The organism is Pontibacter toksunensis (assembly GCF_042686245.1).
In the GTDB taxonomy this organism is placed as follows: domain Bacteria; phylum Bacteroidota; class Bacteroidia; order Cytophagales; family Hymenobacteraceae; genus Pontibacter; species Pontibacter toksunensis.
Genome location: NZ_JBHUOX010000003.1, coordinates 161,168 through 180,407, shown reverse-complemented (window position 1 = coordinate 180,407; position 19,240 = coordinate 161,168). Strand labels below are relative to the sequence as shown.

Genomic DNA, 19,240 nt, shown 5'->3' with positions numbered 1-19,240 from the left:
TACAAAGGCACCGGAGGGAAAATTTCTTTCCGGCGCTTTTAATTTAAGGAGTACATTTGCAGCGGTTCTTCACCAAAGTCAAAGCCTGTCTGCTTAACACATGCATATGAAATACCTGAAATATTATCTTGCCGCACTCGCCGTTATCCTGGTTGATCAGGCTGTGAAGCTGATTGTACACTACAATATGGAGATGGGTTTGCCCGGCGAGATTCACCTGATAGGCGACTGGCTGAAGCTGCACTACACCCTGAACCCAGGAATGGCCTTTGGGGTGGAACTGGGCTCGGAGTATGGCAAGCTTATCTTAACGCTCTTCCGCCTGGTAGCTATGTTCGGGATTGGCTATTACCTCTACTACCTGATAAAGCACCGGGCACCAAAGGGCCTCATCTGGTGCATTGCCCTTATCCTGGGCGGTGCCATCGGCAACCTGATAGACAGCACATTTTACGGTGTCTGGTTTGATAACGCTCCTTATGGTTCCAAGACACCCTGGTTTCATGGTCAGGTAATCGACATGTTTTACATCGATATATGGGAAGGTATTGTGCCACACTGGGTACCTATACTAGGTGGCAGCCCAATGTCGCTGTGGCCAATTTTCAACGTTGCGGACTCAGCCATTTTCATTGGCGTATTGCTGATTCTGTTTAACCAGAAGCGTTTCTTCGGAGAGAGCCACGAACCGAAGCACGAAAGCTTACTGGAGCGGGAGAAAGGACTATAGTCTGTCACAACCGTTTAACTGTACAAAAAAGCGGCTGCTCTACATTCAGAGCAGCCGCTTTTTTGTTTGATGGCTAAAAGACCTCGCAGTGCGCGCAGCTCCTGCGAGCGTCTGGCGCTGGCTAAGAAGCAAAGGCCAAGCGCTTCCAGGTTTTGCACTGTAAGGTAATTGAAGCAGCTGTATTACTACAGAATCTCACGCTCCTTCAAAGCTTCCCTTAATGCCTCTGGGGAGGTAAAATGGATAGAATCGATACCTAATTTCTCTGCTGCTTTTATATTCCGCAGGTTGTCATCGATAAAGACAGCCTCTGAAGGATGCACATTAAACCGGTTCAGCAGCGTATGGTAAAAGCTGTCAAAAGGCTTCCGGTCTTTCTCTGTGCCTGACACCACGATACCATCAAACCAGCCTAAAAAATGATACCGCTCCTGGGCAATCGGGAAAGTCTCAGCTGACCAGTTGGTGAGGGCGTACAGGTTGTACCTGCCACTCTCTTTCAGCTCCCGGAAAATTTCTACGGTTCCTTCTATGGCACCGCCCAGCATTTCGTCCCATCTGCCATAGAAAGCCCTGATGTTCTCCTCCTGCTCCGGATGCCTTTCTATCAGCAGTTGTGTGGCTTCCTCCAAAGAGCGTCCTGCATCCTGTTCCTCATTCCAGTCTGGTGTGCAGACGTTCTCCAGGAAGTGAAGCATCTTGGCTTCTTCATTAAAGATCTTCCGGTACAGGTAATGCGGGTTCCAGTCAATCAATACAGCGCCAAGGTCGAAGATGATAGTTCTTGTCATTCTTATTATAATTTATCAGAAGTATAAAAGTAGTACCTGCTGTTTAGGTTCACAAACCACAACACATGTCACTAATATACGGGAGACAACCGACATGGCTATACACTTTACTGTCCCTTTGGTTTTCCGAACTCAGATGAACTGCCTCTTTTAAGTTTAACTTTGCAACAGGCAAAGGTTTATTATTATACCAAAAACCTTATTTTTACCAATAGCACTAAGCAGCCTTACCCTTGTCAACTCCCACACCCATCCTTCAAGTCAGAGATTTAGAAACCGCTTTCTCCACACAAGGCGGCACTAACAGGGCCGTGGACAAGATTTCGTTCGATATATATGCTGGAGAAACAGTGGCTATAGTTGGAGAGTCTGGCTCAGGAAAGTCAGTAACGGCCTTGTCTATAATGCAGCTGATTGACTCACCCGGCAGCAGAGCAGGAGGAAAAGCTATATTTCAATCGGAGAAGTTTGGGCAGGTAGACCTGCTGCAACTACCTGAGAAGCAAATGCGGCAGCTGCGCGGAAACGAAATCAGCATGATTTTTCAGGAGCCGATGTCGTCGCTGAACCCCGTGTACACCTGTGGAAAACAGGTAGCGGAGGTGCTACTGCTACACACTAACCTAACCAAAAAAGAGGCCAAGGCACGTACCATTGCTCTTTTTGAGAAGGTGCAGCTACCAGATCCGGAGCGCATTTTTGATGCTTATCCACATGAAATCTCAGGGGGGCAGAAGCAGCGTGTGATGATAGCCATGGCCATGGCCTGTGCCCCAGCCATCCTTATTGCAGATGAGCCCACCACTGCTCTTGACGTGACGGTGCAGGCTAGGGTGCTGCAGTTGATTGATGAACTGCGTGTGAAGGAGAACACGGCAGTACTTTTTATCACCCATGATTTAGGTGTGGTAGCCGAAATAGCAGACCGCATTCTGGTGATGTACAAAGGAAAACTGGTGGAGCATGGTAAGGCAGTTGATATTTTCACCAATCCGCAGCACCCCTATACCAAAGGCCTGCTGGCCTGCCGCCCAAAGCTATCTGATAAGCCGCAGTCTGTTCTGCCTACTGTATCAGACTTTATGGAGGAGGATGCTTTCGGGAATATTACTGAAAAGAAAAAGCAGGTATACGAGCCCTCGCTACTGGATGTAGCAGGCAGCTTCGCAGGTACTGTGCCGGACCTGAAGCAGGAGCAGGTGAACCAGCAAATGGCGCCGCTGCTGCAGGTAAAGGACCTGAAGGTATACTTCCCCATCAGGAAAGGCTTCTTCGGGCGCATTACTGCTTATGTGAAAGCCGTGGATGGGGTGAGCTTTGACATGCAGCCCGAAGAAACGATAGCGCTGGTGGGCGAGTCCGGCTGTGGCAAAACTACCCTTGGCCGCACCTTGCTGCGTCTGATAGAGCCGACAGAAGGCAGCATCATTTTCATGGGCCGCGATGTTGCCGGACTTGATAAAGAAGAGCTGCGCAAAAGCCGTCGCAACTTTCAGATGATTTTCCAGGACCCCTACGCCTCGCTCAACCCAATGCATACTGTGGTAGAAGCCATTGTGGAACCCATGCGTGTGCATAAGCTTTATGCCAGTGACAAAGAACGCCGTGCAAAAGCAATGGAACTGCTTGAGAAGGTGGGGCTTGTGCCGGAGCACTTTCATCGTTATCCACATGCGTTTTCCGGGGGGCAGCGGCAGCGCATCAGCATTGCGCGGGCACTGGCACTGCAGCCTAAATACATTATCTGCGACGAACCGGTGTCTGCCCTGGACGTGTCGGTGCAGGCACAGGTGCTGAACCTGCTCAACAGGCTAAAGCAGGAATTCGGAATAACTTACCTCTTCATTACCCACGACCTCTCCATTGCCAGGTACATGGCGGACCGCATACTTGTTATGAGCAATGGCCGGATAATAGAAAGCGGCACGCCTGAAGAACTGTTCCGTAACCCGCAGCAGGAATACACCCGCACCCTCCTCAACGCCATCCCGAAAGGCGAACTGGAAGACGTGCTGCGGGCACAGCAGAAGCGGGAGGCTATGAAGGCAGGGCTGGTATAAAAGCTGCCAGAACTGCCCCATTGTACACGCTCAATAACTTGGCTTCTCATCTGGGGGACCATCTCCATGGGTTATATATGGTTTATTATATGTAAATTGACCTAAAAATCACCTGCTACTTTAGCCATACCCACACATCTGGCGTATAGTGAATAAACTATTTAAGAAATAGATTGTAATAAGAAGCGGCGGCTCCATGAGCGGCTGCAGATGCATAAAGAGATACATGAGAAGTAAGAACAGTAACAGAGGCGGCAAAGACAACGAAGGCCGCAACGAACGCAACAGCTCCAGAGGACGGGGCGATTCATCATCCAAGGGCAAATCATCTAAGAGAGGAGGTTCCTCCTCCGGCCGCGGCGGCACTTCTTCAGGCCGCAAAGGCACGCCAAAATCAGCCAAAGCCATGGTGCTGGAGGCTTTCTCCGGCAGCCCTGACACCGTATTTACGCAGCGGCAGGTATGCCGCCGCATGGGCGTGACAGACAAAAAAGGCCGCGAGCAGGTAGATAGCATCTTGGAAGCCCTGGTGAAAGAGAACAAACTGCTGCCGATTGACGACGATAAGTTCATGCTGAACCTGAAAGTCGACATCATCACGGGCCGCGTGGATTTGGCAAACAGTAAGTATGCCTACATCGTGTCGGAAGGGCGCGAGGAGGATGTACGCGTATTCCGGGAGCACCTGAAGTATGCCATGGACGGCGACACGGTGAAAGTAGAAGTATCGCCAACCGTGCACGGCGGACGCCAGGAAGGCGTGGTGATTGAAGTGCTGGAGCGCTCCCGCACCGAATTAGTGGGAATCATGGAACTGTCGAAGAACTTCGGCTTTGTGGTGCCAGACTTCAAGAAACTGTACTTTGACGTGTTTGTAGGAGAGCGTGGACTGAACGGGGCGCAATCCGGCGACAAGGTGCTGGTGAAGATAGTGGAGTGGCCAGAAAGTGCCGGCAAGAACCCAACCGGGGAGGTAGTCCGCGTGTTTGGTCCGGCCGGTGAGAACGAGGCGGAGATACACTCCATTATGGCGGAGTTCGGCTTGCCGTTTGAGTTTGATGAAGCGGTAGAAGAAGAGGCGGAAAGGATTTCAGATAAAATAACGGATGCTGAAATAGCCAAACGCCGCGACTTCCGCGGCATGACGACCTTCACCATTGACCCGGTAGATGCCAAGGACTTCGATGATGCCCTGTCGATACAGAAGCTGGAGAACGGAAACTACGAGATAGGCATACACATTGCCGATGTAACACATTACGTGCTGCCTAAAACCACCTTGGAGAAAGAAGCTTTCCACCGGGCTACCTCTGTATACCTCGTAGACAGAACCATACCCATGCTGCCCGAGCGCCTTTCCAACGGCCTCTGCTCGCTCAGGCCGGAAGAGGAGAAACTAACTTTTTCAGCGGTATTTGAGCTGGACGAAAACGGGAAACTGTATGAGTCGTGGTTTGGCCGCACTGTTATCTACTCCGACCGCCGCTTTGCCTATGAGGAAGCGCAGGAGCGCATTGAGACAGGCGAGGGTGATTTTGCAGAAGAAATCAACATCCTGAACGGTATCGCCAAAAAGCTTAAAGACAAACGCTTTAAGAACGGCGCTATCAGCTTTGAGACGACAGAGGTAAAGTTTAAGCTGGACGAGAACGGCAAACCGCTTTATGTGTATGTAAAAGAGCGAAAGGATGCCCACAAACTGATAGAGGAATTCATGCTGCTGGCCAACAAGAAAGTAGCCGAGTATGTCTATAACATGGGCAAAGGCAAACGCCGCCCTACGATGGTATACCGTACCCACGGCTCTCCGGACCCTGACAAGCTGAGTACTTTCTCGCTGTTTGCCCGCAAGTTCGGCTATAAGGTAGACCCGGACGGCGACATATCAGAAGAACTGAACAACCTGACAGAAGAGATTGAGGGCAAGCCGGAGCAGAGCGTACTGCAGAATCTGGCTATCCGCACCATGGCCAAGGCCAAATACAGCACCGAGCCGGAAGGGCACTTCGGTCTTGCTTTTGACCACTACTCGCATTTTACGTCGCCTATACGCCGCTACCCCGATATGATGGCGCACCGTCTCCTGCAGCACTACCTGGATGGTGGCAAGTCTGAGGACAAGGAAGAGTACGAAGAGCGCTGCCGCCACTCCTCCGAGATGGAGAAACGCGCCGCAGACGCAGAGCGTGCCTCTATTAAGTATAAGCAGGTAGAGTTTATGAAAGACACCATTGGCAATCAATACAAAGGAATTGTTTCTGGTGTCACAGAATGGGGTATATTTGTGGAGATCGAGGAAAATAAGTGCGAAGGTATGGTTCGTTTGTCTGACCTGAACGACGACTATTATGAACTGGACGCAAGCAACTACCGTATCATCGGCCGCCAGAACAAGCGGATTATATCCTTTGGCGATGAGGTGATAGTAGAGGTAAAAAGCGCTAACCTTGCCGACCGCACCATTGACCTGACACTAATCGAAACTCTGAAAAAATAGTATATATCCTGTGGATATCAGCACCCTTTCTGAAAAGATACATCATACATTGTCCATGCTGCGCTACGGTGAGCACCCGGTTGAGCTGTATGAGCCCATCCGGTACATTATGGCCATGGGCGGGAAGCGCATCAGGCCTTTGCTGGTGCTGCTGGCGGCTAAGATGTATGATGATGACGTGGACAAGGCGCTTTTGCCTGCAGCGGCGGTAGAGGTTTTCCACAACTTCACGCTCATGCACGACGACATCATGGACAAGGCCCCGCTGCGCCGCGGGGAGCAAACCGTGCACGAAAAGTGGAACGCCAACACGGCCATACTCAGTGGCGACGTGATGGTGGTGCGGGCATACCAGCTGTTGCTGGGTGTGGAGCAGGATAAGCTGGCCCAAGTGCTGGAGCTGTTTAGCGAAACGGCCGCACAGGTATGCGAGGGCCAGCAGCTGGACATGAACTTTGAGCAGCGCGAGCAGGTAAGCATCCAGGAGTACATCCATATGATTACGCTGAAGACCGCTGTGCTCTTAGGCTTCAGCCTGGAGCTGGGTGCTATTCTCCAGAATGCGCCGCTTTCTGACGCGGAGCACCTGAAGGCTTTCGGCGATAATGTAGGTATTGCTTTTCAGCTGCGCGATGACTTATTGGATGTGTATGGCGACAAAGACAAGTTTGGCAAGCAGGTAGGCGGCGACATTCTGTCGGATAAAAAGACTTACCTGATGCTGACGGCACTGGAGCAGGCTAATGAAGCGCAGCGGCAGACGCTTATCAGCTGGCGCGACAAAACAGATGAAAGTATAGCCGAAGAAAAAGTGGAGGCAATCACATCGGTATACAACCAACTGAACGTCCGGCACCAGACAGAGCAGCAGATAGACCACTACTTTCAGAAGGCGCTGCACCACCTGGATGCTATCCAGTTACCCGAAGATCGAAAGTCCACCATCCGTGGCCTGGCTATACAGCTGATGGATAGGGATAGTTAGTTTTAATTGTTATACTGTTAATTGCTGAATAGTTGGTTCGCAGGTGTATGGTTTTCATGTAAGACACTTGTGAACCAGTCATTCAAGATGACAGCAGTTTTTAATTCGTCACTCTTCATTCATAATTCCCTACAATGAGCGTTACCCTCATTCTCATCATCATCACGGTTGGCACCTCGTTCTATGCCTGGAAAAACGAGAGCGTTATGCACTCCTGGATATTTCAGCCCTATGCGGTGCAGCGCGACAACTCCTGGTACCGCTTCCTGACTTCCGGCTTTATACATGCCGACCTCACGCACCTGTTCTTTAATATGTTTACTTTCTTCTTCTTCGGGCAGGCAGTGGAGCAGACACTCAGCGTTGTTTTCGGGCCAGTAACAGGTATTCTGCTGTACCTGCTTGTATACCTTGGGGGCATCATTGTGTCTGATATATCTACTTACTTCAAGCACCGAAATGATCCGGGCTATCGTGCCCTTGGCGCATCGGGTGGTGTGGCGGCTGTGGTATTCTCTAGCATTCTGTTCTACCCTACAAACGATATATGCCTCTATGGGCTGCTTTGTATACCTGGCTTTATACTGGGCGTGCTGTATGTGATATACTCCTACTACTCCGGCAAGCGTATGGGCGACAACATCAACCATGATGCTCACCTTTATGGGGCCGTGTATGGTTTCGTGCTTAGCATTGCACTCGTGCCGCAGGCATTACCAAGCTTTTTCACCGAAGTCATTAGCTGGCGCCCTCCCTTCCTGTAATCAGGCCAGTGAAATGGTACTTTTAAACTGACATCCTGTTGAGTGCTTCTTAGCTGTCGTAACGATTGTTGCGTATAAAGAACTAAGTATAACGCTCAACACTATGAAGCTATTGTGCCACAAGCTATATATAAGTTCCGCTGTAATTGTACTGCTGCTGGTTTGTCTCCAGCCGTTACAGGCACAGGAAATGGCTTTGGTACCCAAAGAGCGCATGACGCTGATGCAGTATGTGATGCAGGAGAGGCCGGTGCTAGCAGACCTGATAACAAAAGCCGGTTTAACGCCTCTTCTCTGTGACGAAACGGCCTATACATTGCTGGCTCCACCGGAAGCGGATCTAGGCGAGTTGCAGCAGATGGAACCTGCACGCTTAAGGGCTGTTCTCTCTGGCCACATCTTGAAAGGCGCCTACCTGGAGAAGGACTTGAAAGACGGCTCTTCTGTAGAGACGCTTGCCCATACAAAGCTGAATGTTTTCCGCAAGAAAGACCACACGCTCGTAAACGGAACCCGTATAGAGCGTGCAAATAACCAGGTGGGGAATGGTATCCTACATGGCCTCTCCGGCATACTCACCTTATAATTTACCTTTTCTTCATGTATTTCAGTGCAATAAATCTGAAATGGTAACGGCATAATTTAACTTTTCTTCCAGTTTCAACTGTAGCTTTCTTTCCATGATTCCCTTTAAAATTTAATAGAAACTGTACATTGTTAAATGCAGCAGAGGCTAAAGCGCGTAGAAAGGATTGAAGTTTATGTACAGCACCACCCAACATACCGCCTCAAAAGAGTCCAAAATCGTAGTAGCTCATAACGAACACTACGAGCTGCTATACTGTAGCGTAAAAAATAGAATTTACCTTATCATAAAGGGCTTTTGGAAAAACAAAGAGGCTGTTCCGCACTATTTAAAGGATATGCAGGAAGCGCTGAAGCTAGCGAAGCCCAGTTTCAGTCTGCTCTCAGACCTGCGCACCATGATTACGCACCCGCAACGGCTGTGTAACCTGCATATAGAGGCGCAAACACTACTAAGAGAAGCCGGTCTTGTGAAAGTTGCCAGTGTAGAGCCTGAAGACCGCATTGCCACTTTACAGCTAAAGGAGATTATGAGCAAGAGCCAGTTGCCATTGCGGCGCTTTACCTCCTGCAAAGAGGCTGAGGCTTGGCTAAGTAGTGAAAAGTAACCTCATTTCTGTCTAACTATCATCTAATCAGTAAAATATATAGCTTTTTGTCCCTGTGTCCGTATGCAGGCATATAAATAACATCTATATAGTTCATTTTGCCTGCTGCTGATCCTGCCAGAAGACATTCCGGGCAATCAGAAATGCAAAAAGCAGGCACTTAAAGCTTTGCTAACGCGCCTATGACATTTGAGATTGCCATAGTTTTAGGGATAATTGCGCTGGCGGTCGTTCTGTTCGTATCCGACAAACTCTCTATGGATACAGTGGCCATTATGATAATGGCCTTGTTTATGGTAGTTGGTGTCCTTACGCCTGCAGAGGGCCTGGCAGGTTTCAGCAATCCGGCTACTATCACGGTAGCGTCTATGTTTGTCATCAGTTCTGCTATCTTCAAGTCCGGCGCCTTAAACAGCATTGGCTTGGTCCTGACTCGGATTGGGCGAAAAAATTATCTCCTCTGCCTGCTCTCGCTCATGCTCATCTCGGGCACCCTCTCTGCTTTTATAAACGACACAGCCGTGGTGGCGCTCCTGATGCCTGTTGTCATACAGGTTAGCCGGGATATAGATGTCAGCCCCTCCAAGCTGCTTATCCCCCTTTCTTTTGGTGCGTTGCTGGGTGGTGTTTGCACCCTTATCGGAACATCTACCAATATACTTGTAAGCGGCATAGCACAGGCACAGGGCCAGGAGCCGCTGCGGATGTTTGAGTTTACGCCGGCAGGCATCTTGTTTCTGCTGGTGGGTGTTGCCTATATGTTTTTTGTTGGCAGGCACCTGTTGCCCAGCCGAAAGCATTCCAAAGACCTGTCGGAGGAGTTTAACCTGGGGGAGTATATGACGGAGGTGGTACTGCTCCCAGATTCCCCATCGGTGGGGGAGCCGCTTCGGAAGCTAGGCCTGGTGCAGAACCTGGATATGGAAGTGATGGCGGTAACTCGCCAAAAAACAAAACTGCATGCTACCCCTTCGCTGATCCTGCAGGCAAACGATGTGCTGAAAATTCGTTGTGGGGTAGAAAAGCTTAAAATGCTGAAGGAAGAGAAAGGCATTAAGCTGAAGTCGGAGCGGAAGTTCCTGGACGATGACATGCGCATCAGCAACAGCAAGCTTTACGAGGCTATTGTTACCCCAAACTCCTACATGGAGGGAAAATCGCTGAAAGAACTAAATTTCAGGTCCTACAACCATGGTGCTGCCGTTCTGGCCATCCGCCACCGCGACGAGATAGTAAATGAAAAGCCTACCCATGTGAAGCTCTCAGCCGGAGACGTGCTCCTGATTTCCGCTAATACCCACCAGGCAGAAAAATTGCGGCAAAACGAGGATCTGCTGATTATTTCCCAGACAGAACGAAGTCCTTTTAACTACAGCAAGATTATCCCGGTCATGATCATCAGTGTGGGTGTGGTGATGGCTGCCGCCACAGGCGTGGTCCCCATTGTGCTGAGTGCCTTGGTGGGTGTGGTGTTGCTCATCCTCTTTCGCTGTATCCGGATGGATGAAGTCTATAAAGCCATCGACTGGAAAGTGATTTTCATGCTGGCGGGGGTACTTTCGATGGGGGCGGCCCTCGAAAAAACAGGAGCTGCCAAACTCCTGGCAGATTACCTGATTTACGGTCTCGGAGACTTCGGGCCGCATGCGCTGCTGTCGGTGTTCTTCTTTATCACTTTCATGACGACCAACTTCATGTCGAACAACGCTACGGCGGCATTGCTGGCACCTATTGCCATCGTAACCGCACTGGAGCTAGGTGTAAACGTGCGGCCGTTTCTGATGGCTGTTGCCTATGGTGCCTCCCTTAGCTTTATGACACCAGTGGGTTACCAGACAAACACCATGATCTATGGCCCCGGCAACTACCGCTTCTCTGACTATCTGAAAGTTGGCACCCCTCTCAACCTGCTCCTCTGGCTACTCGCCTCTCTTATCCTGCCGTACTTCTTTCCTTTCTGACCTGGCTTATAAGTATGGATGTTCCACGTGGAGAAGGACTTGGTGCTGAAGCGGAATAAAAAGGGCTGTCCCAAAGCGAACTAAAAAAATTGCAATGGAAGCATTACACGCAGCTTGGAATAAAGAGGCTGTGCTTCGGAATCAGATAAATGACTACTTTTGCTCTTTTTACCTGCAGACATTGAGCGGATTGAAGGCAGAAAGTGTTATTACCAGCATCATTCAGCGGCTTTCCTTTAGAATTAAGTTCATCACCTACACTGAAGCATTAAACAGCAAGGGCATCATGTTATGAATACACGTGGTTTCTACCTCACGATTTTAGGATTGCTCTTTTCTGCATCTCTGCTTGCCCAGAGTAAAGGCCGGCAGGTAACAGAGCAGCAGTTGATTTGGTACGCTTACAACAATACACTGGAATTTAGCTCAAAATGGTCTCTGACCACAGAAGTGCATGAGAGAAGATTCATAAACCCGGATGAACAGCACCAGTTTCAGGTTACTGGACGCTTAAACTATAATCTGGGCAAGAACTGGAGTACTTCGGCGGGCTTTACTTATTTCCTGCAAAGCCCGCATGACCCTCGTTCAAAAAGCGACCTGGTGGTGCCCGAGTTGCGTCCGCATATTCAGTTCGAAAACAAACAGTCTCTTGGTAAACTTGGTATAGGGCACCGTTACAGAATAGAGAAGCGGTTTTTTAGGAATACAGCCGACGGCGAGCTAGCAGAAGGATATAATACCAACTACCGTTTCAGATACCGCCTTGGGCTTGAGTACCAGGTAGCTACTATAAATGATCTGCCGCTAAAAGTAAAAGTAAGTGATGAGATTCATATCAACGCCGGAGAAAGGATCACCTATAACTGGTTTGATCAGAACAGGATATATGCAAGTCTCAACTATGCTATTCATAAGAATGTAAACGTTGAAGCAGGCTATCTGAAGTGGTTTCAGCAGCGATCAGCGGGTAACCAATTCTACAGCCGGGACATCATCAACCATAAAATCAACCTCCAAGAGAAGCAAAGCCCCGCTCCGGAAGATATAAAACAGTAGCAGAGTTGTCTTAATCTAAAACAACTCTCTAACCCTCTAACTCCTAAACTTTCTAACTTACAAGTATCCTCTCGCCTGGAGCAGGAACAGCTCGGCATATTTACCATTCTTGGCGAGCAACTCTTCGTGAGAACCCAGTTCTTTCAGCTGCCCCTGCTCCAAAAAAAGGATGCGGTCAGCCATGCGCACGGTCGAGAAGCGGTGGGAGATAAGAACCGCGGTGCGGCCTTCTATCAGTTCAGAGAAGCGCAGAAACACCTCGTGCTCGGCACGGGCATCCAGGGCAGAAGTAGGTTCATCCAAAATCAGCAGCTGCGCATCCCGCATATAGGCGCGGGCTAAAGCCACTTTCTGCCACTCGCCCCCGGACAGTTCTACCCCCTTATTAAAGCGTTTGCCCAGCACCTGATCATACTTATCCGGCAGGCGCTGAATCACCAGGTCAGCCAGGCTTTTCTGAGCAGACCCTTGTATCCGCTCTTTATCCAATATATTGCTGATTTGGCCGATGGCAATATTATCAGAGGCCGTCATCTGGAAGCGAACGTAGTCCTGGAAAATGATGCCCACCTGGTGGCGCAGATCAGCTAAATCATAGTCGCGTAGGTCTACGCCATCCAAAAGAATACGACCTTCAGAGGGTTCATACAGCCTGGCCAGCAGTTTCACCAGCGTCGTTTTGCCTGCTCCGTTTTCGCCTACCAGCGCCAGCTTTTCTCCTGCCTTCAAGTGAAACGACAGGTACCGCACTGCCCAGCGCTCGCTGTTATGGTACTTAAAGCCAACGTTCTCGAACGTAAAGCCTTTTTGGATAGGCCGGGGCAGCGGCAGCGGGTTAGCAGGTGGCGTAATCATAGGCTTTAGCTCCAGGAAATCAAAGAGGTCCTGCAGGTACAAAGCGCTTTCTGCAATCTGGGAGAAGCGTGTCATTATGCCCTGCAGCAGACTGCGCATGCTGCTGAAGGAACCTGCCAGAAACGTAAGGCTACCCACCGTTATCACGCCCATCACTGTTTCAAAGAGAATGAACACGTATGCGCCGTAATAGGCTAGAGTTCCTATAGCGGAAAGGGCGCTGCCCCACACGGCCCGCTTCACAGTGATACTTTTGTTAAGGGTATAATACTTATCAGATAGCTCCTTGAAACGACCTGCCAGGAAACCGGATAGATTGAAAGTCTTGATTTCTTTGGCTGTTTCGTCGGAGGCTCCTATGTAGCGCAGGTAGTCCAGTTCACGGCGCTCAGGGGTCCAGGAGCGGGAGAGGGAGTAGGTGCGTTCATTAAAGTGGCTCTCCCCTAAAAAGGATGGTACCACCGCAATCAGCAGGATCAGGAGGAGCCACGGGTTGAAGGCAATCAAACCAGCAGCCAGAAAGGCAATGGTGACTATATCCTGCAGCTGCGACAGCACCTGTGACATTAGCACCACCCGCGACACCGTTTGCCGACGGGCGCGCTCCAGTTTGTCGTAAAAGGTGGCGTCCTCGAACTGCGCCAGGTCCAGTGTGGCGGCATGCTCTATCAGCGTGACGGAGGTGCGGTTGGAGAACAGGTCGCCCAGGAGGCTATCCATCAGCGTAATGCCCCGGTTTATTAAATCAGAAAGCACGGCAAGCCCTAGCTCCAGCGCCACCAGCAGCCACAGGTAACTCAGTTCGCGCTCGCCCACCACGTCAATCAGCCGGATGACTTCATCAATGATCAGCTTGCCTATATACAGCATCGTGATAGGCAGCGCCGACTTGATCAGTCGCAGCACCATGTTGGCAATGGTCATGCGCTTGCTTGTGTCCCAGATAAGGCGGAAAAATTTGGGCAGATTCTTCAGCGCCCCCAGTTGCTCCCGGAAGCTCTTTTTGTCGGTATCGGTTGTGCCGGCAGCAGCTCTTGTCCCTTTCGTGGTCTTGCTCATATATCCTCTCTTGATGCCTTCATCACCTCTGTTATTCCTAATACAGGCAGCAGCCTTTTATGTTTGGCAGCGGTGCCCGCAGGGTATAAAATTAAATATATTTCCCGGAGCGATTTTATCCTCTAATAACACAAACTATACTATATTTAGCAGCATAAATATTTACCTGCTCCGCCATGTTGTCTTACCCTAGAAACAAACGCAAATCTCATTCGCTTATCCTCCTGCTGCTCCTGGTGCTGTGGCAGTTAACAGCCTTTGCTGCACCCAAAAACGTATCAGTAAAGCCTGAGCCAACCTGGATCAGAAAGCTTCTTACCCGAACTCAAACCAGCATCAGCCCTAATGATGTGAACGGTGGGTTTCATTACCTGCAGATGGACTTACAGTTTGAAGTGGCGCAGCAGGAGCGTTACTTTCATTACGTGTACAAGCTCACAACGGAGGAGGGCGTGCAGAACCTGTCTGAGCTGAATATCACGTTCGACCCTAACCATGAAGAGCTACAACTGCACAAGGTGGTGGTATGGCGAAATGGGAAGCCCATTAATCAACTAAACCTGAACAAGGTAAAGGTGCTGCAGCGGGAGAAGGGCATGGAACAAGGCATTTATGACGAGAGCCTGACGGCGGTGCTGGTGCTGGAGGATATGCGCGTAGGCGATCTGGTGGAATACGCAGCCACTGTAAAAGGCGTCAGCCCGGTGTTTGGTGGCAAGTTCTTTAACTCCTTTAACCTGCAGGGCTACGATCCGATGGATGAGATGCTGGTGCACCTGGTAGCCCCGCAGCATCGCAAAATCAACTACAAACTTTACCTTACCGATAAGAAACCAACGGTGGCCACGGCCAATGGCAACACCACCTATACCTGGCACCTCAAAGATCTTCCTGCCACACCCGTAGACGATGAAACGCCTTCATGGTTCGACCCGTACCCGGGCGTTTACATGTCGGAGTACAACACCTGGCAGGAGGTGGCGCAGTGGGCGCTACCGCTATATGAGGGGCAGGAGAAGCTGAGCAAGGCACTGCAGGCGAAGATAGACAGCATCAAAAACACATATGGCAGTGACGAAGGGCGGCTGGAGGCAGCACTGCGCTTTGTGCAGGACGAGGTGCGCTACCTTGGTTTTGAAGCCGGCGTTAATGGATTTAAGCCGCATTCGCCGTCAATGGTGTTTGCACAGCGCTTCGGCGATTGCAAAGACAAGGCCCTGCTGCTGTGCACGATGCTGCGACAGATGAACATCAAGGCACACCCGGCCTTAGTCAACTCCTCTTCTGGGACGCATATACAGGACCAGTTACCCTCGCCTTACGCCTTCAACCACTGCATTGTGCGGGTAGAGCTGCTAGGTAAACAGGTGTTCTGGTACGATGCTACCATCAGCAAGCAGCGCGGCAATTACAAGAGCATTTACCTGCCCAATTATGGAAAGGCACTCGTTATCGCACCGCAAACAAAAGACTTGGCTACTGTTGTGCCGCCTGCCACAGATAAGCCGCATATTAGTGCGCAGGAGCTTTATTATATCTCAGATTTTGACGGACCTGTAACGCTGGAGGTACGAACTACTTATACCGGAGTAGAAGCCGACAACCAGCGCAGTTACTTTGCTACCACCAGCCTTAAAGACATTGGGAAAGTTTACCTGAACTTCTATGCCAGCCAGTACCCGGATGTGGAGCAGGCAGAAGCCCCGACATACGAGGACGTGGAAACCAGCAATTCCTTTACAGTTTTCGAGAAGTACACCATCAGCAATTTCTGGGCGCCGCAGAAAGATAACGGTAAGGTGGTAGAGGCATGGTTCTCCCCGCAGGTGCTGCGCGGCTACATACGGGAGCCGAAAACAAGCAAGCGCACAATGCCGCTTGCGCTAAGCCACCCGCTGCATGTGGAGCAGAAGATAACGGTGCTACTGCCGGAGAGCTGGACGGTAGACAGTGAGGAAAAGGAGATAGAAGACAATGTCTTTTCCTTCCGGAGAACAGCAGGTTATTCCTCTGGCGGAAAAGAACTGATGCTGCATTACGCGTACCAGTCGCACCAGGATCATGTGGAGGCAGAAGCCACTGCGGCTTACCTGCGCAATCAGAAGGCCCTGCTCGAAGAACTGAGCTACGGCCTGACCTACAACAAAGCTTTCGCCTCAGGCAACGATACCGACTTTAGCTGGCAGGTGCTGTTGCTGGTTGTGGTGCTGCTTTGTGGCTTCTCTGCGGGAGCTTACAGACTATACTTCTGGGACCCTGTGCCGGCAAACGGCTATAGCCTGGCAGATGCAGAAAGTATAGGAGGATGGCTGGTGCTGCCCCTGCTCGGGTTGTTTTTCACGCCGGTACGTGTGCTGAGCTTCCTGATATCAAACGAATACTTTAACCAGAGGGTGTGGACGGAGTTGCTGGATGCCTCGTCTAATGTATACTCGCCTGCTTTAGTAGTAGTCTCTATGGCCGAGCTTATGATGAATGTAGGGTTCTTGGTGTTTAGTATACTGCTCATCTGCCTGTTCATCAAGCGCCGCAGCAGCGTTCCTAAATTGATGGTGCTATTCTACGCCGCCAACTTTGGTTATATTCTGCTGGACTACCTGCTGGTGCAAGGCCTAGGCCTGCCTGTAGGGAGCACTTCAGAAACTGTCAGAAGTATCATCACGGCTCTGGTTGGCGCTGCCATTTGGATTCCTTATTTCAATGTTTCAGAGAGAGTAAAAGCGACTTTTGTGGAGCAGTTGCAACCATACGTTGCAGAGGAGACTCCTCAATATGAAACCAATGAACGGACTATGATAAATTGATTTTCCAACGATGCGATAAATAACTATGAAAGCTCTTATAACGCTTACCTGCGCAGCTGTACTGGGCCTGACCCTGCACAGCTGCATCGGCTACTACCCAGCTAACAGCAACGAGCGCATTTCAGATATTCCGACACAGCCGCACCAGGAGGAGGTGCAGCTGTTTTTTTCCGGCGAGTGGCCAAAACAGGAGTATGTGAAGATTGCGGCACTGGAAGTAACAGGCGGCGAAAACACGAGTTACGCGGCACTGGTAAAGGCGCTTCGTAAGCGGGCGCAGGCGTATGGTGCCGATGCAGTAATGGTGCAGGACAAGAACACAGTGTCAGATGTGTCTTCCTCCATCTATAACCGTACCGTGAGCACCGCCAATACCAGTCTGCTGCAGGGCATCGCCATTAAATATAAAAAGAACCTGGACCTGAGTCTGATGCCCAAGCGGCAGGAACTACAGCTGTATAACCTGGAAACCAGCAGCTTTCAGCCTCTGCTGAACCTGCAGTTCTCACCAGGAGGCGAAGTGAAGGAGCAGGAGGTACTGCAGCAAAAAGCGCTTGACTATTATAACCGCTTTGTAAAGCGGTATTCAGAGCATCACCTGGTAAAGGAGCAGGGCAACTATTGGATACAAAGGGAGCAGGAAGGATATGTAGTGGAACGGCAGCAGGTACAGCATGGCATTATACTAAAGCAGGTAGAGATAGAGTATGATGCAGCGCGGCGCATCACAAAAATCCTGGTGAAGGAACCAAATACATTACAGCAGGATGGGCAGGAGGTGATTAATTATACCTATAACGAGGTGGGGCAGCTCGTGTCGCGCCGTATCACGCGTAAAAAAGTGCCGTACCTGCTCGAAGAGTATACCTATGACGACAGCGGAAAAGTAGAGCAGGTACAAGTATACACACCCAAGGCAGAGGGCAAAGCGCCATTCCTGAAAAGCGACTTCGCTTATTATTCACTGGAGGAAATCAACTAGTTAGAGAAGATGAAAAAACACCTGATTACCCTGCTGCTTTGCTGTGGCATGGCATATACTTCGTTTGCTCAGGCAAATGTGCCCAGGGAAAATGTTGCAAGCGTTGAGGCCATTACGGCAGCAGGGCTAAAAATTATCTCCGGACCTAAAGGGCAGCAGCGCGATATGGAGGCTTTTAAGGCGTTGTTCCTGCCAGGTGCGCAGATGGGCGGCGTGTTTTACAAAGGCGACAGCAGCTTCGTGCGTCTGACTACGGCAGAAAAGTTTGCAGAGCGTAACGGCCCGGCCTATGCGGAACTTGGCTTCTACGAAAATCAGCTGGCGCTGCGCGTGGAGCGCTTCGGAAACCTGGCCACCGCTTTCCAGACCTATGAAACCCGCACCGGCAGCCCGACAGGTAAAGTAGAAGACCGCGGGGTAAACACCTACCAGCTGGTGTATGACCAGGGGCGCTGGTGGATTGCCAGCCTGCTCTTTACACCTGAAACAGAAAAGACTCCTGTTCCTAAAAAATATCTGAAATAGCCTTTTTTCAGTATGATATTTTTATGACAAGGTATCTGCTGTACTTCCTGACTGGTTTCGCCATTGCCACGGTTATCCTTTTCTTTAGAGGCTATGCGGCCGTGCCTCATTCTGTATATTCCAACACTGCCTTGGTAGCTGCCATGGCCTTGTTTGGCCTGGCCTCCTGGATAACCTTTTTCAAGGAAAGAGCAGGCGCCTTGCTGGCGCTGCTGAGCCTGCTCGCTATGCTGCCTTGGGTAATAAATGCCTGGATGAGGATAGCTGACCTGGAAGCCAACATCACGCAGATTGTAACAATAATACATGCCGTATTATCTGGCCTGGTGCTGATGTCGCTTATTACTAGTTTGCGCTATACCCTTGGCAGCAGTTCCTGGCGGGCGGGTACCAGAAGCCCAGGACTGTTTCTGAAGATTCTGTTTACCCTCGTGCCTCTGGCTGTGCTTATCACTTGGCTTTTTGTGGAACCGAAGCTGTAAGCCACTTACTCTAAAAGCTTCCCCTTTTAGTATTGGCCGGTACTTTTGTTTTTATAGTCGTTTTTCATCAACAACAGCTTATGGTATAGGCATGCTTTGTAACTTTCAAACCGGCTATCTTCGAATAATATAAATCTGCAGAGTTGCTTTTGATGGAGGTGCAAACTACGGGAGGCTGATACAATTGTGGAGGAAGAGAGTATGCGCTACAGGTTAATAAATGAGAAAAGCCCCAGCTATATAGCCGGGGCTTTCTCTCACCTTAAAACAAACTAATCTAAACTTTACTAACCTTATCTTGTGTCTATAAACTTCTTTTCCGAAGCGGAAGAGCATTTTTTCTTATTTTCAAGTATGCAATATTCTGCACCAGAAATGAAAAACTCGGAAATAACACCCAATACATTTGCGTGTTATGTAATAGCTTTCTATATTAGCCTTCCGATGTTGTGTCCCCCTTAAATCGGGTGCAAAATTACTTTTTCGTTTTCAC

General features: G+C 50.0%; 16 protein-coding genes. 14 read left to right on the top strand and 2 right to left on the bottom strand.

Going from position 1 to position 19,240, the window contains the following annotated elements:
• Window positions 1-106 precede the first annotated feature (106 nt).
• A complete protein-coding gene (locus ACFS7Z_RS05690; RefSeq protein ID WP_377482201.1) occupies window positions 107-730 on the top strand; it encodes a lipoprotein signal peptidase in 624 nt (207 codons plus the stop codon).
• Window positions 731-915: 185 nt separating this feature from the next.
• Here ACFS7Z_RS05690 and ACFS7Z_RS05685 read toward each other — a convergent pair whose 3' ends face one another.
• Entirely contained in the window at window positions 916-1,521 is a 606-nt protein-coding gene (locus ACFS7Z_RS05685; RefSeq protein WP_377482198.1) for an HAD family hydrolase, read from the bottom strand.
• A 233-nt stretch (window positions 1,522-1,754) separates the two neighbouring features.
• Between ACFS7Z_RS05685 and ACFS7Z_RS05680 the strand changes: the two genes are divergently transcribed.
• The 9 genes from ACFS7Z_RS05680 (at window position 1,755) to ACFS7Z_RS05640 (ending at window position 12,040) form a co-directional block, all read left to right on the top strand.
• Window positions 1,755-3,581: an ABC transporter ATP-binding protein gene (locus ACFS7Z_RS05680; protein WP_377482195.1), complete on the top strand. Its 1,827-nt coding sequence runs from the start codon at window positions 1,755-1,757 to the stop codon at window positions 3,579-3,581.
• A 226-nt stretch (window positions 3,582-3,807) separates the two neighbouring features.
• Window positions 3,808-6,078 carry a ribonuclease R gene (gene rnr / locus ACFS7Z_RS05675; RefSeq protein ID WP_377482192.1) on the top strand — a complete coding sequence of 757 codons (2,271 nt, stop codon included), beginning with the start codon at window positions 3,808-3,810 and terminating at the stop codon, window positions 6,076-6,078.
• A 10-nt stretch (window positions 6,079-6,088) separates the two neighbouring features.
• Window positions 6,089-7,063 carry a polyprenyl synthetase family protein gene (locus ACFS7Z_RS05670; RefSeq protein ID WP_377482189.1) on the top strand — a complete coding sequence of 325 codons (975 nt, stop codon included), beginning with the start codon at window positions 6,089-6,091 and terminating at the stop codon, window positions 7,061-7,063.
• 134 nt (window positions 7,064-7,197) lie between these two features.
• Window positions 7,198-7,827: a rhomboid family intramembrane serine protease gene (locus ACFS7Z_RS05665; protein WP_377482186.1), complete on the top strand. Its 630-nt coding sequence runs from the start codon at window positions 7,198-7,200 to the stop codon at window positions 7,825-7,827.
• A 103-nt stretch (window positions 7,828-7,930) separates the two neighbouring features.
• On the top strand, window positions 7,931-8,413 hold the full coding sequence (locus ACFS7Z_RS05660) for a fasciclin domain-containing protein (protein WP_377482183.1): 483 nt from the start codon (window positions 7,931-7,933) through the stop codon (window positions 8,411-8,413).
• Window positions 8,414-8,588: 175 nt separating this feature from the next.
• Window positions 8,589-9,020 carry a hypothetical protein gene (locus tag ACFS7Z_RS05655; RefSeq protein ID WP_377482180.1) on the top strand — a complete coding sequence of 144 codons (432 nt, stop codon included), beginning with the start codon at window positions 8,589-8,591 and terminating at the stop codon, window positions 9,018-9,020.
• Window positions 9,021-9,202: 182 nt separating this feature from the next.
• The gene (locus tag ACFS7Z_RS05650) at window positions 9,203-10,981 is read left to right on the top strand and encodes an SLC13 family permease (RefSeq protein ID WP_377482178.1); all 1,779 of its coding nucleotides are present in this window, start codon (window positions 9,203-9,205) and stop codon (window positions 10,979-10,981) included.
• 94 nt (window positions 10,982-11,075) lie between these two features.
• Window positions 11,076-11,276, top strand: coding sequence for a hypothetical protein (locus ACFS7Z_RS05645; protein WP_377482175.1), 201 nt, complete (start codon window positions 11,076-11,078; stop codon window positions 11,274-11,276).
• Window positions 11,273-12,040, top strand: a complete 768-nt coding sequence (locus ACFS7Z_RS05640) for a DUF2490 domain-containing protein (RefSeq protein ID WP_377482171.1) — start codon at window positions 11,273-11,275, stop codon at window positions 12,038-12,040. The genes ACFS7Z_RS05645 and ACFS7Z_RS05640 overlap by 4 nt, the downstream gene beginning before the upstream one ends.
• A gap of 57 nt (window positions 12,041-12,097) precedes the next feature.
• Here ACFS7Z_RS05640 and ACFS7Z_RS05635 read toward each other — a convergent pair whose 3' ends face one another.
• Window positions 12,098-13,954, bottom strand: a complete 1,857-nt coding sequence (locus ACFS7Z_RS05635) for an ABC transporter ATP-binding protein (protein ID WP_377482168.1) — start codon at window positions 13,952-13,954, stop codon at window positions 12,098-12,100.
• Between the two features lie 176 nt (window positions 13,955-14,130).
• Here ACFS7Z_RS05635 and ACFS7Z_RS05630 point away from each other — a divergent pair, with 176 nt between their 5' ends.
• From ACFS7Z_RS05630 to ACFS7Z_RS05615, 4 genes are read left to right on the top strand one after another with little or no spacing between them, the layout of a single operon-like run.
• Window positions 14,131-16,758, top strand: coding sequence for a DUF3857 domain-containing protein (locus ACFS7Z_RS05630; protein ID WP_377482165.1), 2,628 nt, complete (start codon window positions 14,131-14,133; stop codon window positions 16,756-16,758).
• A gap of 25 nt (window positions 16,759-16,783) precedes the next feature.
• Window positions 16,784-17,740 (top strand): hypothetical protein, encoded by a 957-nt coding sequence (locus ACFS7Z_RS05625; RefSeq protein WP_377482162.1) that lies wholly within the window; start codon window positions 16,784-16,786, stop codon window positions 17,738-17,740.
• 9 nt (window positions 17,741-17,749) lie between these two features.
• Window positions 17,750-18,265, top strand: coding sequence for a hypothetical protein (locus ACFS7Z_RS05620; protein WP_377482159.1), 516 nt, complete (start codon window positions 17,750-17,752; stop codon window positions 18,263-18,265).
• Window positions 18,266-18,288: 23 nt separating this feature from the next.
• Complete coding sequence (locus tag ACFS7Z_RS05615) at window positions 18,289-18,747, top strand: hypothetical protein (RefSeq protein ID WP_377482156.1); 459 nt, start codon at window positions 18,289-18,291, stop codon at window positions 18,745-18,747.
• Window positions 18,748-19,240 lie beyond the last annotated feature (493 nt).